Genomic DNA, 15,831 nt, shown 5'->3' on the forward strand with positions numbered 1-15,831 from the left:
GCCGTCCGCTGAAGTCTCGGGGAGGCGGAACAGAGCGACACCTCTTCCCGTGGGAAGTGGTGCCGCTCAGCATATTTCGAGCTTATCGAGACAGCTCAGGCGTTCGGCCGCTTGCCGTGGTTGGCTGCGTTCTTCTTGCGGCCACGCTTCTTACGTCCACGCTTACCCATTAGGTAATCTCCCTTCAGTCGGTCGCCATTCTTTCACGTGTGGTTGGCTGTACCTTCAGGGGCTACGGGCTACTCAACGCGAGAGGTGTGCATGGCTGAGGAAGTGAAGGCCGAGATGGTGTCGACCGTGCAGGAGATCCTGGTCTCCGTCGGTGATGAGGTGAAGGTCGACGATCCGGTCGTCATGCTCGAGTCGATGAAGATGGAGATCCCGGTCATCGTCGAGTCCGCCGGCAAGGTCAGCTCGATCAACGTCAAGCCCGGCGACGTGCTCCAGCCCGGCGATCTGATCGCCGTCATCTCTTAAAGCGAGAAGCGCCGCCCGCTACCGCCTCGCGTCCGTACCGCGTGGGAACATACCCTCGACGTGGGAACAGAGGAGCGTGGGTGAATGTCGACACTGAGTGATCTACTGGCCGAGCACACCGATCTACCGGGTGCGGCCGTCGACCATTTGCAGCGAGTGGTGGGGGACTGGCAGCTGCTGGCGGATCTGTCCTTCGCGGATCTGCTGCTCTGGGTGGGGACCGGCCCGATCAGCGAGGGCGCGGAAGTGGTGTGCGTATCCCAGTGCCGCCCGACCACCGCGCCGACCGTGCACCCGGAGGACCTGGTCGGCACCCTGGCCGCCAAGGAAGCCAACCCGCACGTTTTCGAGGCGCTGCTGAACCACGACATCGTGCGCTTCGAGACCGACACCGTGCTCACCGGCGTCTACCACCCGCATCCCGTGCACGCCATGCGTGAGGCCATCCCGGTCCGGGTCGGCGACGACATCATCGCCGTGCTCGGCCGCGACACCGACACCCAGCGCCGCAAGATGCGCTCCAGCCTGGAGATCGCCTACATGTCCTGCGCGGACGACCTGTGCCAGATGGTCGCCGACGGCACCTGGCCCGCGCTCGAGGACCGCACCGGCGCGCACTCCAGCCCGCGCGCGGGCGACGGTTTCATCCGCCTCGATACCGAGGGCACCGTCGTCTATGCCAGCCCCAACGCGCTCTCGGCCTATCACCGCATGGGTTTGCAGAACGATCTGGTCGGCCAGGATCTGGCCCTGACCACCCGTTCCCTCATCACCGACCCGTTCGACGCGCAGGAGGTGGTCGGCGATATCCAGGCGGCCCTGGCCGGAAAGGCCGGGCGCCGAATGGAAGTCGAGGCGCGCGGCGCGACCGTGCTGCTGCGCACCCTGGTGCTGCGCCCGCACGGCGAGCTGGCCGGGGCCGCGGTGCTGGTCCGCGACGTGACCGAGGTGAAGCGGCGCGACCGCGCGCTGCTGTCCAAGGACGCCACCATTCGCGAGATCCACCACCGGGTGAAGAACAATCTCCAGACCGTGGCCGCGCTGCTGCGGCTGCAGGCCCGCCGCACCGAAAACGAAGAGGCGCGACTGGCATTGACCGAATCGGTCCGCCGCGTCACCTCCATCGCCTCGGTACACGAAATGCTGTCCATGTCGGTTGACGAAGAGGTCGATCTGGACGAGGTGGTGGACCGCCTGCTGCCGATAATGGCCGACGTGGCGACCGTCCACACCGCCCGTATCAAGGTGCGCCGGGCCGGATCGCTGGGCGTCTTCTCCGCCGAACGCGCGACGCCGCTGGTCATGGTGCTGACCGAGCTGGTGCAGAACGCCATCGAGCACGCCTTCGACGCCGGCGAGAACGGTACGGTCACAATCCGTTCCGAGCGTTCGGCCCGCTGGCTCGACGTCATCATCAGCGACGACGGCCGCGGTCTGCCCGACGGATTCAGTTTGGAAGGCTCGGACCGGCTGGGCCTGCAAATTGTCCGCACACTGGTCACGGCCGAATTGGGCGGGTCGATCGGACTTCATCCGGGAGCCGATGTCGGCACCGACGCGGTCCTGCGCGTTCCCCTGGGACGTCGTTCCGCCCGCTGAAATATCAACTGCGGCGCATAAGTTCGGGCGTAGTGAAAAATTTGCGCCCGAACTTTCGTTCGAAAGAGCGAATCCCGCTCACCGAGAATTCGGTTCTTTGCACACATAAGCCCGGCACCTGTATTGGTGCCGGGCCGAATCGCGCTGCGGCCCCGAGGCTGGGTTGGGCCGTAACGCCTTGTCGTCTAGCTGGTTAGACGACGCTGCGGGTACGCGTGCGCGCGTTGCGACGCTTCAGCGCACGACGCTCGTCTTCGCTCATACCACCCCACACGCCGGCATCCTGACCCGACTTCAGGGCCCAGGACAGGCAGTCAGCGGTGACGGGGCAGCGCGCGCAGACCAGCTTGGCATCGGCAATCTGCGCGAGCGCCGGACCACTGTTACCCACCGGGAAGAACAGCTCGGGGTCCTCGTCGCGACAGATGGCCTTGTGGCGCCAGTCCATTCCTCTGCTCCTTTGCTAGGGCGCGCTCATAGCGCTGCCCCTCGGGTTTGTGGTCCGTTCACTTGTGCGACTCGAATGTTTCCGCACGGTTGCTTGTGAATGCTTTCACGAACACCGTAGATGTCAATAGATACCTGGTGCACCGTGGGGAAGCTCACGCTGTAAGACCCCTACATGGGGGTCCGCCGTGTCATTTGTACTCGGTCTAGCGGGTTTTCGCAGCGCAACAGCGATGTTTCTCAGGTGTGTCGAACCGGCTAGGGCTTCGGCGCGACCACATCGAGGATATCCGGGACGGCTGTGAAATTCACCATGTTGCGTCGCCCGATGAAGTCGCCGTCGATTTGCAAGCCGATCGGTTCCTCTGCCGTGACGGTTACCGCAGGTACGTCGTCTTCCCGAAACAAATTGTGGCCCTTGGGATCCCCCTGGGCGGACAGCAACTGTCGCGCGATCATGAGGGTGGGCAGGACACCCATGGTGCGCATGGCAAACACCCCGAGACCCGATTCGAAGGTGGTGCCCGGGTTGGTGACCACGGGCGTGTTGTCGAGATAAGTCCAGGGACTGGCATTGGTCACGAATGCGTAATGCACGTCCGTGACCGGTTCGTGACCTGGAATGTTCAGGGTCACTTGCGGGGCATGGCGTTTCGCGCGAAAGAACTGCTTGACCGTGGTGCGCAGATAGCGAGCGGGCGTGGCGGCCTTGCCGTTCGCGCGCTTGCCGTCGATGACCTCGCACACATCGGCGTCCAGGCCGACGCCCGCGCTGAAACAGAACCAGCGATCGTCGGCGACGCCCAGACCGATGCGGCGGTCCGCGTCATCGGACAGCAGATCGATGAGCTGATTGGTGGCGGTCACCGGATCCGGCTCGATGCCGAGCGAGCGCGCGAACACATTCGCCGAACCGCCGGGAATGACGCCGAGGCGCGGCAGCCATTCGCGCTGCGGTTGGCCGGGCAGCGGCAGGAAGCCATTGATGGTCTCGTTCACCGTGCCGTCCCCGCCGTGCACCACGATCAGATCCATGCGGGTGTCGGCGGCCCAGCGCGCCAATTCGGCGGCGTGCCCCCGGTGCTCGGTCTGTCGAACGGTGAGCTGAGTGCGGCTTTCCAGCGCGTGAGCGAGCAGATCGCGGGTGGACCGAGTGGTCGCGGTGGCATTCGGATTCACGATCAGCAGGGTCCGCACAGTGCCTATTTTGCCTCCGCTTCGCTCCGGCGGGTTCGCGGCCCCTAAGTCTCGTTCTTCGCTCCTCCGCTCCTCCGCTTCGCTCCCGTCTTCCGCTCCAAGCGCGGGGAGGCGGAGCACAGTCCAGAACGAGACGGCCGCGAACCTCGAAGTGCCAGTTCCGAACTGGTTTATGCCGTGCGGGTGCTTCGCACAACGACGCTCGGTCGTAGGCTGGCGGGGTGGCTGAGCAGAGTGGCGGCGAGAAGAAGACCGAGGTCGTGCCGACGACCGTGCGGGTGGCGGGCGCGCTGGTCGCGCTCGAGGGCGCGCTGGGTCTGGTCGCGATGGTGGTGCTGATCGTCGTCGGGGCGAACGGGTCGGCGCAGAGCCCGAAGAACAGCTATCTCACCGCCGGGTACGCGGCCATTCTGGGCAGCGCGGTGCTGGCGGCGGGGATCGGGCTGATGCGCGGGAAGCGGTGGGGGCGGGCCATCGCGACGCTGACGCAGCTCTTGCTGCTGGGGGTCGCGTACTACATGTTCACCTCGGACCGGCCCGAATTCGGCGCGCCGCTGGGGTTGCTGGCGCTCGGGGCGCTGGGGTCGCTGTTCGCGCCGGAGTCGAACAAGTGGATGGCCGCGGGGTACGGGACTCCGGAGTAGGGCCCGGCTCGGCCGGGCTGCATTGGGTCGTAAGGGCGGCTCAGTAGCCCGCAGGCGGATTTTTGGACGCTCGCCCACATGGCCTGAGCGAGCGCTTTGCCCGAGTCGTCAGTCGTCCGCGTGTGCCGCCAGCCGGGCCAGCGCCGGACCGGCCAGCCGGTAGCCGGTCCACTCGTGCTGGTTCACCGCCCCGATCGACTCGTAGAAGTCGATGCTCGGGGTGTTCCAGGTCAGCACCGACCACTCGAAGCGGGCGTAGCCCTGCTCGACGCACTCGCGGGCCAGCGCGGCCAGCAGGCTCTTGCCCAGGCCGTGGCCGCGGGCCTCGGGCTTGACGTAGAGATCCTCGAGGAAGATCCCGTGCACGCCCTTCCAGGTGGAGTAGTTCAGGAACCAGATCGCGCAGCCCACGATGCCCCGATCGTTCTCGGCCACGTGCGCGTACAGCGCCGGCTTCGGCCCGAAGAGCGCCTCTCGCAACTGCTCCGCGGTGAGCGTGCACTCCTCGCGCAGCTTCTCGTATTCGGCCAGGTCGTAGACCAGATCGACGAGTGCCGGGAGATCGGCGGGAGTGGCGCGGCGGATCATGCGGCGGAACCTTCCTGCGGGTCGAGCGGCGGAACCAGGTTGTGATGGACCACGGTTCGCGCCTGGTGATCATGTCCCAGCACCGTAACCGCGGCCGTGGACATGAAGAACCGGCGGCCTTCGATCACCTCGAATTCGCACCAGCGGGCGATGAGTACGCGCGAGAAGTGGCCGTGGCCGACCAGCAGCACGTCGCGGGCGGACAGTTCCGGGACGACCCTGGACAGCACGTGGTCGGCGCGCTTGCCGACCTGCTCGGCGGTCTCGCCGCCGGGGGTCTCGCCGGTGAAGATGGTCCAGCCGGGGGAGCGCTGCTGGATCTCGGGCGTGGTGAGGCCCTCGTAGTCGCCGTAGTCCCATTCGACGAGGTCGTCATCGATGACGGCCCCGCGCAGCCCGGCCAGCTCGGCGGTGCGTACCGCGCGCTCCCGAGGGCTGGTGAGGATCAGCGGGTCGCGCAAATTCAAGCCCGCCAGGAGTTTTGCGGCGGCGCGGGCCTGCGCCTCGCCGGCCTCGGTGAGCGCGCAGTCGGTGCGGCCGGTGTGGCGGCGCGCGGCCGACCAGGCCGTCTCCCCGTGTCGCAGCAATATCAGCCGGTGCTCGCCAGCGCTCATGGCATTGAGCATGCCGGACGGTCAGGCGGCCGGGCCGCCGACGCCGTAGAGCCGGGCGCCGCGGCGCTCCAGGAAGGTCTGACCCGATACCGCCAGCGAGATGGGCTCGTTGTGGTAATCGCTGCGCTGCAACGGGATTCGGCTGGTCTGCGCGCCGGTGTTCTGATCCAGGACGGCCAGGCCGTCGGCGACCGGGACGATGAGCTGACCGGCCATCATGGCGGGCGTGCCGAGCACGTGCTGGGTGCCCCACAGCGGGTCCAGGGTGGTGAGGTTGAGGGCGATGAGGTTCTCGCCGGTGAAGACGAAGAAGCCGGTCGACAGCCGCGCCACCATGGCGTCGTCCGCGAGCGGGGTCGAAAGCTGTTGGGTGGCAAGCAGATTGCCGCTGACGTCGTAGATGGTCAGCACCGGCGGGCTGGTCTGGGTACCCGGCAGGTAGAGCGCGACCCGGGTGTCGGACACCGCCAGCACCCGCGCGCCGTCCACCGCGCCGCCGGGCTCGTTGAGCACGTGCGAGCTGTAGTCCTCGGGCATGGTGCCGTCTTTGGGCGCGGGATTGAGGATGGACAGCCGGTCCGCGGTGTCCTTCCCGCAGCGTTCCAGCACCGCCACCCGGCTGGGCGCGGAACCGGCCGAGATCAGACGGCAGTCGCTGCGCGGCTGGGTGTGCGGATTGACCGGGGCGTCGACGTAGCCGTACTCGAGGGTGCGGACCAGATCCGAGCGCCACAGCTCGAGCCGGTTCGCGCCGAGCGCCAGCACGTAGGTGCCGTCCGGCCACAGGGTGATCTTGTCGTCCATGTAGCTGGAGCGCGCGGTGACCCGGGAACCCTGCTCGGCGTTCAGCAGTGTGGTCTGACTGCAACCGCGGTCTTCCTTGAAGCCGGGTTCGGTCCGATAGGTGGCGATGACGGTCCCGAACTGGACCTCCACCGCGCACAGCGGCAGATCCCGCTCGTACTTCCAAACCTGTTCGCCGGTGCGGGGATCGCGCCCGGTGACGGCACCGCCGTCGGCGGTGATGGCCACCCCGCCCACCACCAGCGAGCGCATGGCCGCGTCGTCGGGCTGCTGCCACAGCTCCCTGACCTGGCCGGGCACCGGCCCGCCGGTACTCGGCACGGGCAGATCGACGGTGGCGGATTGTGCGTGCGTGCCGCGCACGCCACTGGTCAGCACCACGACCGCTGTCGCGATCGCCACCAGAGCGGCGATCGCGACAGCGGTGAGAATATCGGCGCGCGTCCGCCGCTCGGGTGCGAGCACGACAGCGAGAGTAGCCGATCCGGGTGATTACGCGGAGGCGGCGACCGCGGTGTCAGCCGCGACCACGACCTCCGCCTCGACCTTCTTGCGCCGCGTCCGCTTCACCGGAGCCGCCGCGGCGGCCTCGGATCCGTTTGCCGCAGCACCGGACTCGGCCGCCTCGACCGCGGGCTTCGCGGCTTTACGGGTCCGCTTCTTCGGCGCCTCGGCGGGCGCGCCCGCATCGGCTCCGGCCGTGCCGTCCACCGCGGCTGCCTCGAGGGCCTTGGCAGTGCGCTTGCGCGTGGCCTTCTTCGGTGCGTCCGCGTCACCGGACTCGAGGGCCGCGGCCGGCTCGGCTTCGGCGCTCGTGGCCTTGCGGGTCCGCTTGCGCGGGGTGCTCAGCACCGGCTCGGCCGAATCGCCACCGGCGGCAGCCGATTCCACCGCGACCACGGCCGCCCCCTCAGCAGTGGCACCGGATTCGGCCGCTCCGGCCTTGGTGCTGCGCCGCGTGCGCTTGCGCGGCGCCTCGGACACCGCGTCGGAGGCGGGTGCCGAATCGGCCACGGCGGCAGCACCGTTCGCAGTCGTCTCGGCTGCCTCGGCCTTGGTGCGGCGTGTGCGCTTGCGCGGTGCGTCGACGGCGGCTTCCGGCTCGGCGGCGATCTCCGCCGCGTCCGCGGTGGTCACCACGGCGGCCGAAGCGTCTGCGGCCGAACCGGATTCGGCCTTGGTGCTGCGCCGTGCGCGCTTGCGCGGTGCCTCGGCGACGGCCTCGGCGGCCGGTGCCGCAGCGTCGGCGACGCTCGAATCGCCCGTGGCCGTCTCGGATCCGGCGGCCTTGGTGGCGCGACGGGTCCGCTTGCGCGGTGCCTCCTCGGCGACCGGCTCGGTGGCCGAGGCGCTCTCGGCAGTGACCGTGGCGCTTTCAGCGGTGGCCGTGGAGCTCTCGGCGGTGGCCGAAGCGTCTGCGGCCGAAGCGGATTCGGCCGCCTTGGCGCTGCGGCGGGTGCGCTTGCGGGGCGCGGCCGCGTCGGCCTCGGTGGTGGTCGGCTCGGGGCTCGCCACGGCGGGCGCGGTGGCCACGACCGCCTGGGCCGGAGCATCCGAGAAGAGCGCCGGGGCGTCCGAGAAGAGCGCCGTGGCGGTCCCGTCGGCACCGGCGGCCACGCCGTTCGTGGTGGCGGGGGCCGATTCCCGGCCGGTGGCGGCGATTTCGGGTGCGCCCGAGTCGCCGGAACCCCTGCCGCGGCGGGTGCGATTGCGGCTGCGGCGGGGGCGGTTCGAGGAATCGGCCGAGTCCTCGGCGACGGAATCCTCTGCCGCGCTGTCGCTTTCGGCGGCAACCTCGGCGGTGGCGGTAGCGGCCGTGGCCTCGACCGGGGTGGCGCCACCCTTGCCACGACGGCGGCGGCGACGACGGCGACCGGACTTCGCCGGGTCGGCGGTCGAGTCCGTTTCGGCGGCAGGGGATTCCGTCACCGTGGTCGCGGTGGTGGCCTCATCCTCGGCCTTGCCGCCGCGGGTGCGGCGGCGGTTGCGGCTGCGGGCGGTGCGGGCCTCGCGCTCGACGACGACGGCGTCCTCGTCACGTTCGGGCTTGCGCTTGCGCACGATGCCGGTCACGCCCTCGGGGATGCCGAGTTCCTCGTAGAGGTGCGGGGAGCGGGAGTAGGTCTCCACCGGTTCGGGGATGCCGAGCTCGAGGGCCTTGTCGATGGAGGCCCAGCGGTGCAGCTCGTCCCAGTCGACCAGGGTGACCGCGACACCGGTCTTGCCGGCGCGGCCGGTGCGGCCGATGCGGTGCACGTAGGTCTTCTCGTCCTCCGGGCACTGGTAGTTGACCACGTGGGTGACGTCGTCGATATCGATACCGCGGGCGGCCACGTCGGTGGCGACCAGCACGTCGATCTTGCCCTCGCGGAACTTCTTGAGCGCCTTCTCGCGGGCGATCTGCCCGAGGTCGCCGTGCACCGCGCCGACCGCGAAGCCGCGCTCGGCCAGATCGTCGGCGACCTTCTGCGCGGTCCGCTTGGTGCGCGCGAAAATCATTGTCGCGCCGCGGGTTTCGGCCTGCAGAATGCGGGCGACCAGCTCGCTCTTGTCCAGTGCGTGCGCCCGGTAGACGAACTGCGCGATGCGGTCGTGCACCGCGGACTCGTGATGCTCCTCGGCCCGGATGTGGGTCGGCCGGCTCAGGAAGGTGCGGGCCAGGGTGATGATCGGGCCCGGCATGGTGGCCGAGAACAGCATGGTCTGGCGCTGCTCGGGAACCATATTGAGAATGCGCTCGATATCGGGCAGGAAGCCCAGATCGAGCATCTCGTCGGCCTCGTCGAGGACCAGCACCTGCACCTTGCCCAGGATCAGGTGGTTCTGCTGGGCCAGGTCGAGCAGGCGGCCCGGAGTGCCGACGACCACGTCGACACCGGCGCGCAGCGCGGCGATCTGCGAGTTGTAGGGGCGGCCGCCATAGATGGAGGTGACCCGCACCTTGGTGCCGCCGTTGTCGGCCAGGTACTTGCTGGCGTTCTCCAGATCCTCGGTGACCTGCATGCACAGCTCGCGGGTCGGCACGATGATCAGCGCGCGCGGCGTGCCGTCGAGCGCCTTGGTGCCGGAGCCGCCGGTGGCGATGCGGTGCAGCAGCGGCACGCCGAAGCCGAAGGTCTTGCCCATACCGGTGCGGGCCTGGCCGATGAGATCCTCACCGGCCAGCGCGAGCGGCAGGGTGAGTTCCTGAATGGCGAAGGTGCGTTCGATGCCGATCTCGGCGAGGGCCCGGACGATTTCCGGCCGCACGCCCAATTCGGCGAAGGTGGGAGCCAGGTGGGTGTCGTCGAGTTCGGCGGTCAGCAGCGTGTCCGCGACACCAGGTTCCTGCTCTACGGTGATCTTGCTCAGGGTTCTTGCCTTTCCTCGTTTATCGCGTCTCGCGCGCACGAGGCGTGGGGCGGACCCGGTCGGTCCGCGACGACCACTTGATCCGTTTCTCGCCGCTGCGGGATGCCTCTCCGGTGGATGGGCGTCGACCTGGCGCGGCGGTGCAGTGCTGCGGATCGGAGTGCGCGCACATTTTCCATTGGACTACGGGCATGGAATTTCCGCGTCCGCGGAGATTGTAGCGTGATACGTCCTTCGCCCTGTTTTCCGCCACCGCTAATGTGCGGCGTTATTGTGCTGGTGGGCGTGCTTATCAACGGTCGCGCGGGGCTGATCTCCGGTTTCGCATTGCCGTTAATGATTGTGGCGCAGCATAATTCGTCGGGGGCGGCCGCGCCGGTCACGCGCCGGACAGTTGAGTTGCTCACATGTGTGATACACCGTGTACCACTATCTGCGAAGGTTGTGCCGTGAGCTTGGCAGACACCGTGACAAAAGCCGCCCAGAATCTGTGGGCCCTGACCTTCGGGGATGGCATCGAGGCCCCCGAACCGACCCCGTCGACGGTGCTGTCGGACACACCCCACCGCGAACTGCGCCGCTACGACGGCTCGGGGGACGACGACCCGGCCGTGCTGCTGGTGCCGCCGCTGGCCGCGCCCGCCTTCTGCTTCGACCTGCGCCCGGATCAGAGCCTGGCCCGGTTCCTGCTGGAGTCCGGCTGTGCGCCCTATCTGGTCGACTACGGCGAGATCACCTTCGAGGACCGCCGCATGGGCTTTGAGACCTGGATCGACGACATCCTGCCCGAGGCCATCCGCCAGGTGTCGGCCGATCGCGGCGGCCGCCCGGTGGATCTGGTGGGCTGGTCCATCGGCGGCACCCTGGCCTTGCTGACCGCCGCGGCCGACCAGACCCTGCCGATCCGCTCGGTGACCGCGGTCGGCGCGCCGCTGAGCTACGACCACATGATCGGCGCGCGCGAACTGCGCAGCCTGGCCCGGCTCGACGGCGGCCGCACCGCGACCGCCGCCATCCGCGCCGTCGGCGGCGTCTCGGCGCGGTTGACCCGCTTCGCCTACCGCGCCACCGCGTGGGATCGGGAACTCAAGCGGCCCTTCTTCATTGCGAGCAATCTGTCGGATACCGCGACGCTGGCCCGAATGGAGACCATCGACCGGTTCCAGAACTCGCTGCCGGGTTATCCGGGCCGGTTCTACAACCAGCTGTGGGGCCGTTTCATTCTCAACAACGACATCGGCAAGGGCGTTGTGCACCTGGGTGATCAACAGGTCGCGCTGGCCGACATCACCCAGCCGGTGCTGCTGGTCGGCGGGCCGAACGACGTGATCACCGCGGCCGCCGCCGTCGAGCACGGCACGAAGACGCTGACCGGTGCCGCGGAGGTGCGGTACGAGACCGCACCCGGTTCTCACCTCGGCATTCTCATCGCCCGCGACACCACGTGGACGTATCTGGACAAGTTCCTGCGCGACCTCGCCTGATCGAACGTCGTTGCCCGATCACGCGTTCGGGTACGGCCGCAACGCGGGCCACGACTGCCGATCGAGCCGTCCCACACTGTATTTCGGGACCATGACGTCCACGATCTCGCGCGCGATGAGCTGATAGACCGCCTGTGTCGGGTGCGCGAGGTCGCTGGTGGTGAGCGCGCGCCGGATGGCGGGCGGAGTCGTGTCGGTCATGCCCAGGTACGGCACCGGGCCGTGGTCCTGGGCCAGCGGCGTGAGCTGGAAGGCCGGCTGGTGGGTCGAGACGTGCTGCATGAACCGGTCCATCGACACGAAGCTGATATTGGCCGGGGTCGCGCCGGGCCCGTCCTTCGGGCCGGGTGACGGCCAGTGCCCGGCCAGGTATTGCAGCGCGTCGTTGAACTTCGCGACGTTCTTCACCGCCTGTTCCACCGAGGCCTCGCCCTTGTCGGAGGCCTTGTCCTGGAAGCGAACCGACACCATCGGGCTGGGCAGGTCGATGAGCATGAAGTGCTCGAGGGCCGGGTTGGTGGACAGCGAACTCGGGATCAGGTTCACCAGCTCGCAGATGTCGCGGATCATCGGGCCGATTCCGGTGCCGGGCTTGGTGGTGGTGGCGTCGGGGACCGGCCGGGCGACGGTGATGAGATCGTTGAGCCCGATCCAGATGATGTGCAGGGTCGGCCCCGGGAATTGCTCCTGGGTCATGCCCCGCGCGGCGGGCGGGGGATTCTTCTGCAGTTCCCGGCGGGCGGCGATGTACTTCTCGACCTGGGCGCGCAGGTGGCCGAGCGCGCCGCCCTTGTCCTCGGTGTCGTCGGCCGCGACCGCGCCGCCCTCGGCGTAATTGGCGTAGAACACCGGGAACTGCAGGGCATTGGCGGTGGCGCCCAGGACCATCGAGTCGGTGGTGAGTTTGCGGTGCGGTGCGGTGGCCTCCTCGGTCTCCTTCTTGTTGGCGCGGATGAGCGGTTGACCGCCGATCCATTCGACGAGGTAGTCGGTCCAGTTCTTGCCGTCGCTGTAGCGACCCACCTCATTGGTGCGCATCATTCCGGCGGCGCGGGCGAACATTCCGGCCGGGGATTCGCGCTTGATGCCGATGTCGGAGAGGGAATCGCCGAGGACGATGAGATTCTGGATTGCGGTGGGCATGAGTGACTCCGCGAGGGTGACGGATACCGATGCCCCGAGCCGCTCGGTATGTACTACGAATAACTAAGTGGCACATGGTCTTTCGAACAATTCGAGCGTACGACGCATGACGTGTCGCCGATGGGTGAATGCCGGTCGTTTTCTGCCGCTAGGGTGGGGACCCATGGGAGCAAACTCGTCCACCGCGCTCGGCGCTGCGTCGGAATCTTCCGACGGCCGTATCCCCGCTGAACACCCCGGCGTCACCGATCTGTTCGCCGTCCTCGCCTACGGTGAGATCTCCGCCTTCTACCGTCTCGCCGAAGAGGCGAAGCTGTCGCCCACGCTGCGCGGCAAGGTGGCCGTCGCCAAGATGGCGGGCAATGAGTCCGAGCATTTCAAGACCCTCGAGCAGGCTCTCGCCGACCGCGGCGTGGACGTCTTCGACGCCATGGCCCCGTTCGTGCGTGCGCTGGACGCCTACCACGCCTCCACCGACCCCTCCACCTGGCTGGAGTCGATGGTGAAGTTCTATGTCGGCGACGGCATCGCCGCCGACTTCTACACCGAGATCGCCGGCGCCCTGGCTCCCGAGGTCGCCGACGTGGTGCGCGATGTGCTCGCCGAGACCAGCCACTCCGAGTTCGTGATCGAGGAGGTGCGGACCGCGGTCGCGCAGAACCGGTCCGAGCGCGACCGGCTCGCGCTGTGGGGCCGCCGCCTGCTGGGCGAGGCCATCACCCAGGCGCAGTACGTGATGGCCCAGCGCGACGAGCTCACCGAGCTGGTGCTGGTCGCGACCGGCGACCTGAACGGCATCGCGACCCTGTTCGAGCACATGCAGAACAGCCACGCCGAGCGCATGCGGGTGCTCGGTCTGGCCTGAGGTGTCGCGGTCCGGCCCGAGGTCGCTGTTCGCTGACAGCGCAGGCGGTGGCGGTCGGACGCCGTCTCGCCTGCACTAGCCTGATCAAAGACAGCTACAGGACTCTAGGTTCGGAGGTTGGCCGTGGAGGTCAAGATCGGCATTTCGGATAGCCCGCGCGAGCTCGTGATCAACAGCTCGCAGACCCCCGCCGAGGTGGAGGCGGCCGTCACCGGCGCGCTCCAGGGCGAGGGCGGCGTCGTGTCGCTGACCGACGACAAGGGCCGCAAGTTCCTGATCCAGGCTTCCAAGGTAGCCTACGTGGAGATCGGTACGCCCTCCTCGGGCCGCGTCGGCTTCGCCGCCGTCTAGTTTCGATCGAACGAAAAGAATTGGCCCGCCGACTGAGGCGGCGGGCCAATTCTTTTGATTCAGCGAGAGAGCTTATCTCTCAATCGATCGGGTGCAGGGGCACGTGCTTGAGGCCGCCCCAGCACAGCGCGACCGTGGTGTCGACGGCGTCGTCCTTCGGAATCGGGCGGTCGGCTTCGAGCCAGTAGCGCGCGCTGAGCTGGCTCGCGCCGACGAGTCCGACGGCGAGCACGCGGGCGCGGTAGGGCTCGAGGCCGGAATCGTGGGCCACCAGGTCGAAGACCGCGTCCACGCACGCCTCGGTGGCCTGCTCGACCCGGCGCTGCACCTGCGGCTCATTGGTCAGATCGGATTCGAAAACCAGCCGGAAGCCCTGGGTTTCGTGATCGACGAAGTCGAAGTAGGCCTGCACGGCGGCGCGCACGCGCTGCTTGTTGTCGGTGGTGGAGCGCAGCGCCTGGCGCACGCTCGACACCAGGGCGTCGACGTAGTTCTGCAGCACCGCCAGGTACAGCTCGAGCTTGCTCGAGAAGTGCTGGTAGAGCACCGGTTTGCTCACTCCGGCGCACTGCGAGATCTCGTCCATGCCCGAGGCGTGATAGCCGCGGTGCACGAAGACCTCGCTGGCTGCGGCGAGTAGCTGCGCCCGGCGCGCCTCGCGGGGCAGGCGGGTGCCGCGCTTGCTCGTCGCCTCGGATGACATACGGTGCGAAGTCATCCGGTCCACGAGGTCAGTCATTTCCGATCTCCCAGTTGATTCCCGGCGGGAAGGATGTCACCGGGCGGTATCCCCCGAACGATACTCGCTCGGGGGGCCGGTGCCGATCCAGGTTCCGAATATTGTGGCGTCGATTATGCGAGGCCGATCACAACTGTGTAGCACATGTTCCGATTTGTGAGATCTGCCGCATTAGCGTGAGATATCTCGCAGCAATGGAAGCCGTCCCGACGGCGCCCGCGTGCGCGGCCTCGCGCTGTGAGAGTCTGTCAGGCGTGACCGACCATGGGGGCAGCAATTCCGGCGGACGCGATCCACGCCGCCCCGTGGGGGCCGGCGTGCCGAGAAGCGCCGGATCCACGCGACGGGGAAGACCCACCGGGCCGATCTACGATCCGCTCGGTTTGTACTCCGACAGCGGCACTTCGCAGACCGGCCCGTCGGTATCGCCTCCGCAGCCCGTCTCCTCGCATCAGCCCCTGCGGGCCCGCTGGGATCCCACCGCCCCGCCCGCCGACGGCCCCAACCGGCCCCGGCCCGACCGCGAGGCCAAGAAGCAGAGCCCGCTCGGCCGCTTCGTCAATACCTACGGCTGGCGCGCCTACGCCCTGCCGGTGCTGCTGGTGATCACCATCGTGGTGGCCGTGGACGCCCTGCGCCACACCGGCGACAGCGCCGCCGGACTGCCCGGCTTCGGCCGCCTCAGCGAGCACACCGACAAGCCCAGCGGCATTATCGGCGGCGCGCCCAAGGGGGACGGGAAGTACGCCGCGGATCTGCCCTCGGGCGCGGTCCCCGCGGGCGGGCCCTACACCGACACCGGCAAGGGCACCTGGCATCTGGTGCCGGGCACCACCGGGCAGGTCGGGACCGGCTCCGAACACGTCTTCAACTACACCATCGAGGTCGAGGACGGAGTGGACACCGCGAGCCTCGGCGGCGACGACGCCATCGGCAAGATGATCGACGCGACGCTGGCCAATCCCAAGTCCTGGACCCATGATCCGCGCTTCGCCTTCCATCGCGTGGACACCGGCAATCCGGACTTCCGCATCTCGTTCACCTCGCGCGACAGCACCCGCAAGTCCTGCGGTTTCGAAATCCCGGTCGACTCCTCCTGCTACAACGCCGATCTCGGCCGGGTGCTGCTGTCCCAGGTGCGCTGGGTGCGCGGGGCGCTCTCGGACGAAGGGGATGTCGGGTCCTACCGGCAGTACATGATCAATCACGAAGTGGGCCATGCCATCGGCTATCACGAGCACCAGCCGTGCGAGACCGACGGCGGGCTGGTCCCGGTGATGATGCAGCAGACCTTCGGGATCAAGAACAACGACATCGCGAAGCTCGATCCCGAAGGCGTGGTGCCGATGGACGGAAAGTCCTGCCGCTTCAACCCCTGGCCCTACCCCCGGGGCTGAGACTCCCCGGCCTGTTCCTTGTGTTCGGCCTTCCGACAGGGCTTCGGCCCCGCTCCGGCACGCTCGCGCCCGCGGCTAGTCTTGGGGAATAACGCAGCCTGCCCCGGTGTTGCAGAAGTGGCCGCGAGTAT

The 15,831-nt window shown here is 68.2% G+C and carries 15 protein-coding genes and 1 pseudogene; 7 read left to right on the forward strand and 9 right to left on the reverse strand.

All coding sequences use genetic code 11. From position 1 onward, the window contains the following. Positions 1-95: 95 nt before the first annotated feature. Entirely contained in the window at positions 96-170 is a 75-nt protein-coding gene (locus tag NS2_RS38385) for a 50S ribosomal protein bL37 (RefSeq protein ID WP_153805149.1), read from the reverse strand. Between the two features lie 85 nt (positions 171-255). Here NS2_RS38385 and NS2_RS11020 point away from each other — a divergent pair, with 85 nt between their 5' ends. After that, positions 256-477, forward strand: coding sequence for a biotin/lipoyl-binding carrier protein (locus NS2_RS11020; RefSeq protein ID WP_033087437.1), 222 nt, complete (start codon positions 256-258; stop codon positions 475-477). Between the two features lie 84 nt (positions 478-561). Continuing rightward, entirely contained in the window at positions 562-2,076 is a 1,515-nt protein-coding gene (locus NS2_RS11025; protein WP_033087438.1) for a sensor histidine kinase, read from the forward strand. A gap of 193 nt (positions 2,077-2,269) precedes the next feature. Here NS2_RS11025 and NS2_RS11030 read toward each other — a convergent pair whose 3' ends face one another. Continuing rightward, positions 2,270-2,524, reverse strand: a complete 255-nt coding sequence (locus NS2_RS11030) for a WhiB family transcriptional regulator (protein ID WP_033087439.1) — start codon at positions 2,522-2,524, stop codon at positions 2,270-2,272. A 257-nt stretch (positions 2,525-2,781) separates the two neighbouring features. Next, the gene (locus NS2_RS11035) at positions 2,782-3,720 is read right to left on the reverse strand and encodes a diacylglycerol/lipid kinase family protein (RefSeq protein WP_147207156.1); all 939 of its coding nucleotides are present in this window, start codon (positions 3,718-3,720) and stop codon (positions 2,782-2,784) included. 221 nt (positions 3,721-3,941) lie between these two features. Between NS2_RS11035 and NS2_RS11040 the strand changes: the two genes are divergently transcribed. After that, on the forward strand, positions 3,942-4,364 hold the full coding sequence (locus tag NS2_RS11040) for a hypothetical protein (protein ID WP_045437143.1): 423 nt from the start codon (positions 3,942-3,944) through the stop codon (positions 4,362-4,364). Between the two features lie 108 nt (positions 4,365-4,472). On the opposite strand, the gene NS2_RS11045 is transcribed toward NS2_RS11040, so the two are convergent. From NS2_RS11045 to NS2_RS36750, 4 genes and pseudogenes are all read right to left on the reverse strand, one after another. Then, entirely contained in the window at positions 4,473-4,952 is a 480-nt protein-coding gene (locus NS2_RS11045; RefSeq protein WP_033087441.1) for a GNAT family N-acetyltransferase, read from the reverse strand. Next, a complete protein-coding gene (locus NS2_RS11050; RefSeq protein ID WP_033087471.1) occupies positions 4,949-5,566 on the reverse strand; it encodes an acid phosphatase in 618 nt (205 codons plus the stop codon). The genes NS2_RS11045 and NS2_RS11050 overlap by 4 nt, the downstream gene beginning before the upstream one ends. 21 nt (positions 5,567-5,587) lie before the next feature. After that, complete coding sequence (locus NS2_RS11055; protein WP_033087442.1) at positions 5,588-6,835, reverse strand: Rv3212 family protein; 1,248 nt, start codon at positions 6,833-6,835, stop codon at positions 5,588-5,590. A 1,323-nt stretch (positions 6,836-8,158) separates the two neighbouring features. Next, positions 8,159-9,760, reverse strand: a pseudogene (locus NS2_RS36750) (DEAD/DEAH box helicase); the annotation flags it as partial. Between the two features lie 410 nt (positions 9,761-10,170). On the opposite strand from NS2_RS36750, the gene NS2_RS11065 reads away from it, so the two are divergent. Further along, positions 10,171-11,205, forward strand: coding sequence for an alpha/beta fold hydrolase (locus NS2_RS11065; protein WP_033087443.1), 1,035 nt, complete (start codon positions 10,171-10,173; stop codon positions 11,203-11,205). 18 nt (positions 11,206-11,223) lie between these two features. Here the strand turns inward: NS2_RS11065 and NS2_RS11070 are convergent, their stop codons facing one another. Continuing rightward, on the reverse strand, positions 11,224-12,348 hold the full coding sequence (locus NS2_RS11070) for an SGNH/GDSL hydrolase family protein (protein ID WP_033087444.1): 1,125 nt from the start codon (positions 12,346-12,348) through the stop codon (positions 11,224-11,226). A 163-nt stretch (positions 12,349-12,511) separates the two neighbouring features. On the opposite strand from NS2_RS11070, the gene NS2_RS11075 reads away from it, so the two are divergent. Together NS2_RS11075 and NS2_RS11080 are read left to right on the forward strand one after the other, a co-directional pair. Further along, positions 12,512-13,213 carry a ferritin-like fold-containing protein gene (locus NS2_RS11075; protein ID WP_033087445.1) on the forward strand — a complete coding sequence of 234 codons (702 nt, stop codon included), beginning with the start codon at positions 12,512-12,514 and terminating at the stop codon, positions 13,211-13,213. A gap of 123 nt (positions 13,214-13,336) precedes the next feature. After that, positions 13,337-13,564 carry a DUF3107 domain-containing protein gene (locus NS2_RS11080; protein WP_033087446.1) on the forward strand — a complete coding sequence of 76 codons (228 nt, stop codon included), beginning with the start codon at positions 13,337-13,339 and terminating at the stop codon, positions 13,562-13,564. Between the two features lie 79 nt (positions 13,565-13,643). On the opposite strand, the gene fasR is transcribed toward NS2_RS11080, so the two are convergent. Further along, positions 13,644-14,303 carry an HTH-type transcriptional activator FasR gene (fasR, locus tag NS2_RS11085; RefSeq protein WP_033087447.1) on the reverse strand — a complete coding sequence of 220 codons (660 nt, stop codon included), beginning with the start codon at positions 14,301-14,303 and terminating at the stop codon, positions 13,644-13,646. A 194-nt stretch (positions 14,304-14,497) separates the two neighbouring features. Between fasR and NS2_RS11090 the strand changes: the two genes are divergently transcribed. Then, positions 14,498-15,700 carry a DUF3152 domain-containing protein gene (locus tag NS2_RS11090; RefSeq protein WP_147207153.1) on the forward strand — a complete coding sequence of 401 codons (1,203 nt, stop codon included), beginning with the start codon at positions 14,498-14,500 and terminating at the stop codon, positions 15,698-15,700. Positions 15,701-15,831: the final 131 nt, after the last annotated feature.

Origin of the sequence: Nocardia seriolae NBRC 15557 (assembly GCF_007990715.1) — a bacterium.
Taxonomy (GTDB): domain Bacteria; phylum Actinomycetota; class Actinomycetes; order Mycobacteriales; family Mycobacteriaceae; genus Nocardia; species Nocardia seriolae.

Excerpts from the sequence above, each read along its gene's own strand:
- NS2_RS11025 (WP_033087438.1), top strand. The coding sequence starts at position 562 with ATGTCGACACTGAGTGATCTACTGGCCGAGCACACCGATCTACCGGGT.
- NS2_RS11030 (WP_033087439.1), bottom strand. The coding sequence starts at position 2,524 with ATGGACTGGCGCCACAAGGCCATCTGTCGCGACGAGGACCCCGAGCTG.
- NS2_RS11045 (WP_033087441.1), bottom strand. The coding sequence starts at position 4,952 with ATGATCCGCCGCGCCACTCCCGCCGATCTCCCGGCACTCGTCGATCTG.
- NS2_RS11050 (WP_033087471.1), bottom strand. The coding sequence starts at position 5,566 with ATGAGCGCTGGCGAGCACCGGCTGATATTGCTGCGACACGGGGAGACG.
- NS2_RS11070 (WP_033087444.1), bottom strand. The coding sequence starts at position 12,348 with ATGCCCACCGCAATCCAGAATCTCATCGTCCTCGGCGATTCCCTCTCC.
- NS2_RS11075 (WP_033087445.1), top strand. The coding sequence starts at position 12,512 with ATGGGAGCAAACTCGTCCACCGCGCTCGGCGCTGCGTCGGAATCTTCC.
- fasR (WP_033087447.1), bottom strand. The coding sequence starts at position 14,303 with ATGACTGACCTCGTGGACCGGATGACTTCGCACCGTATGTCATCCGAG.
- NS2_RS11090 (WP_147207153.1), top strand. The coding sequence starts at position 14,498 with ATGGAAGCCGTCCCGACGGCGCCCGCGTGCGCGGCCTCGCGCTGTGAG.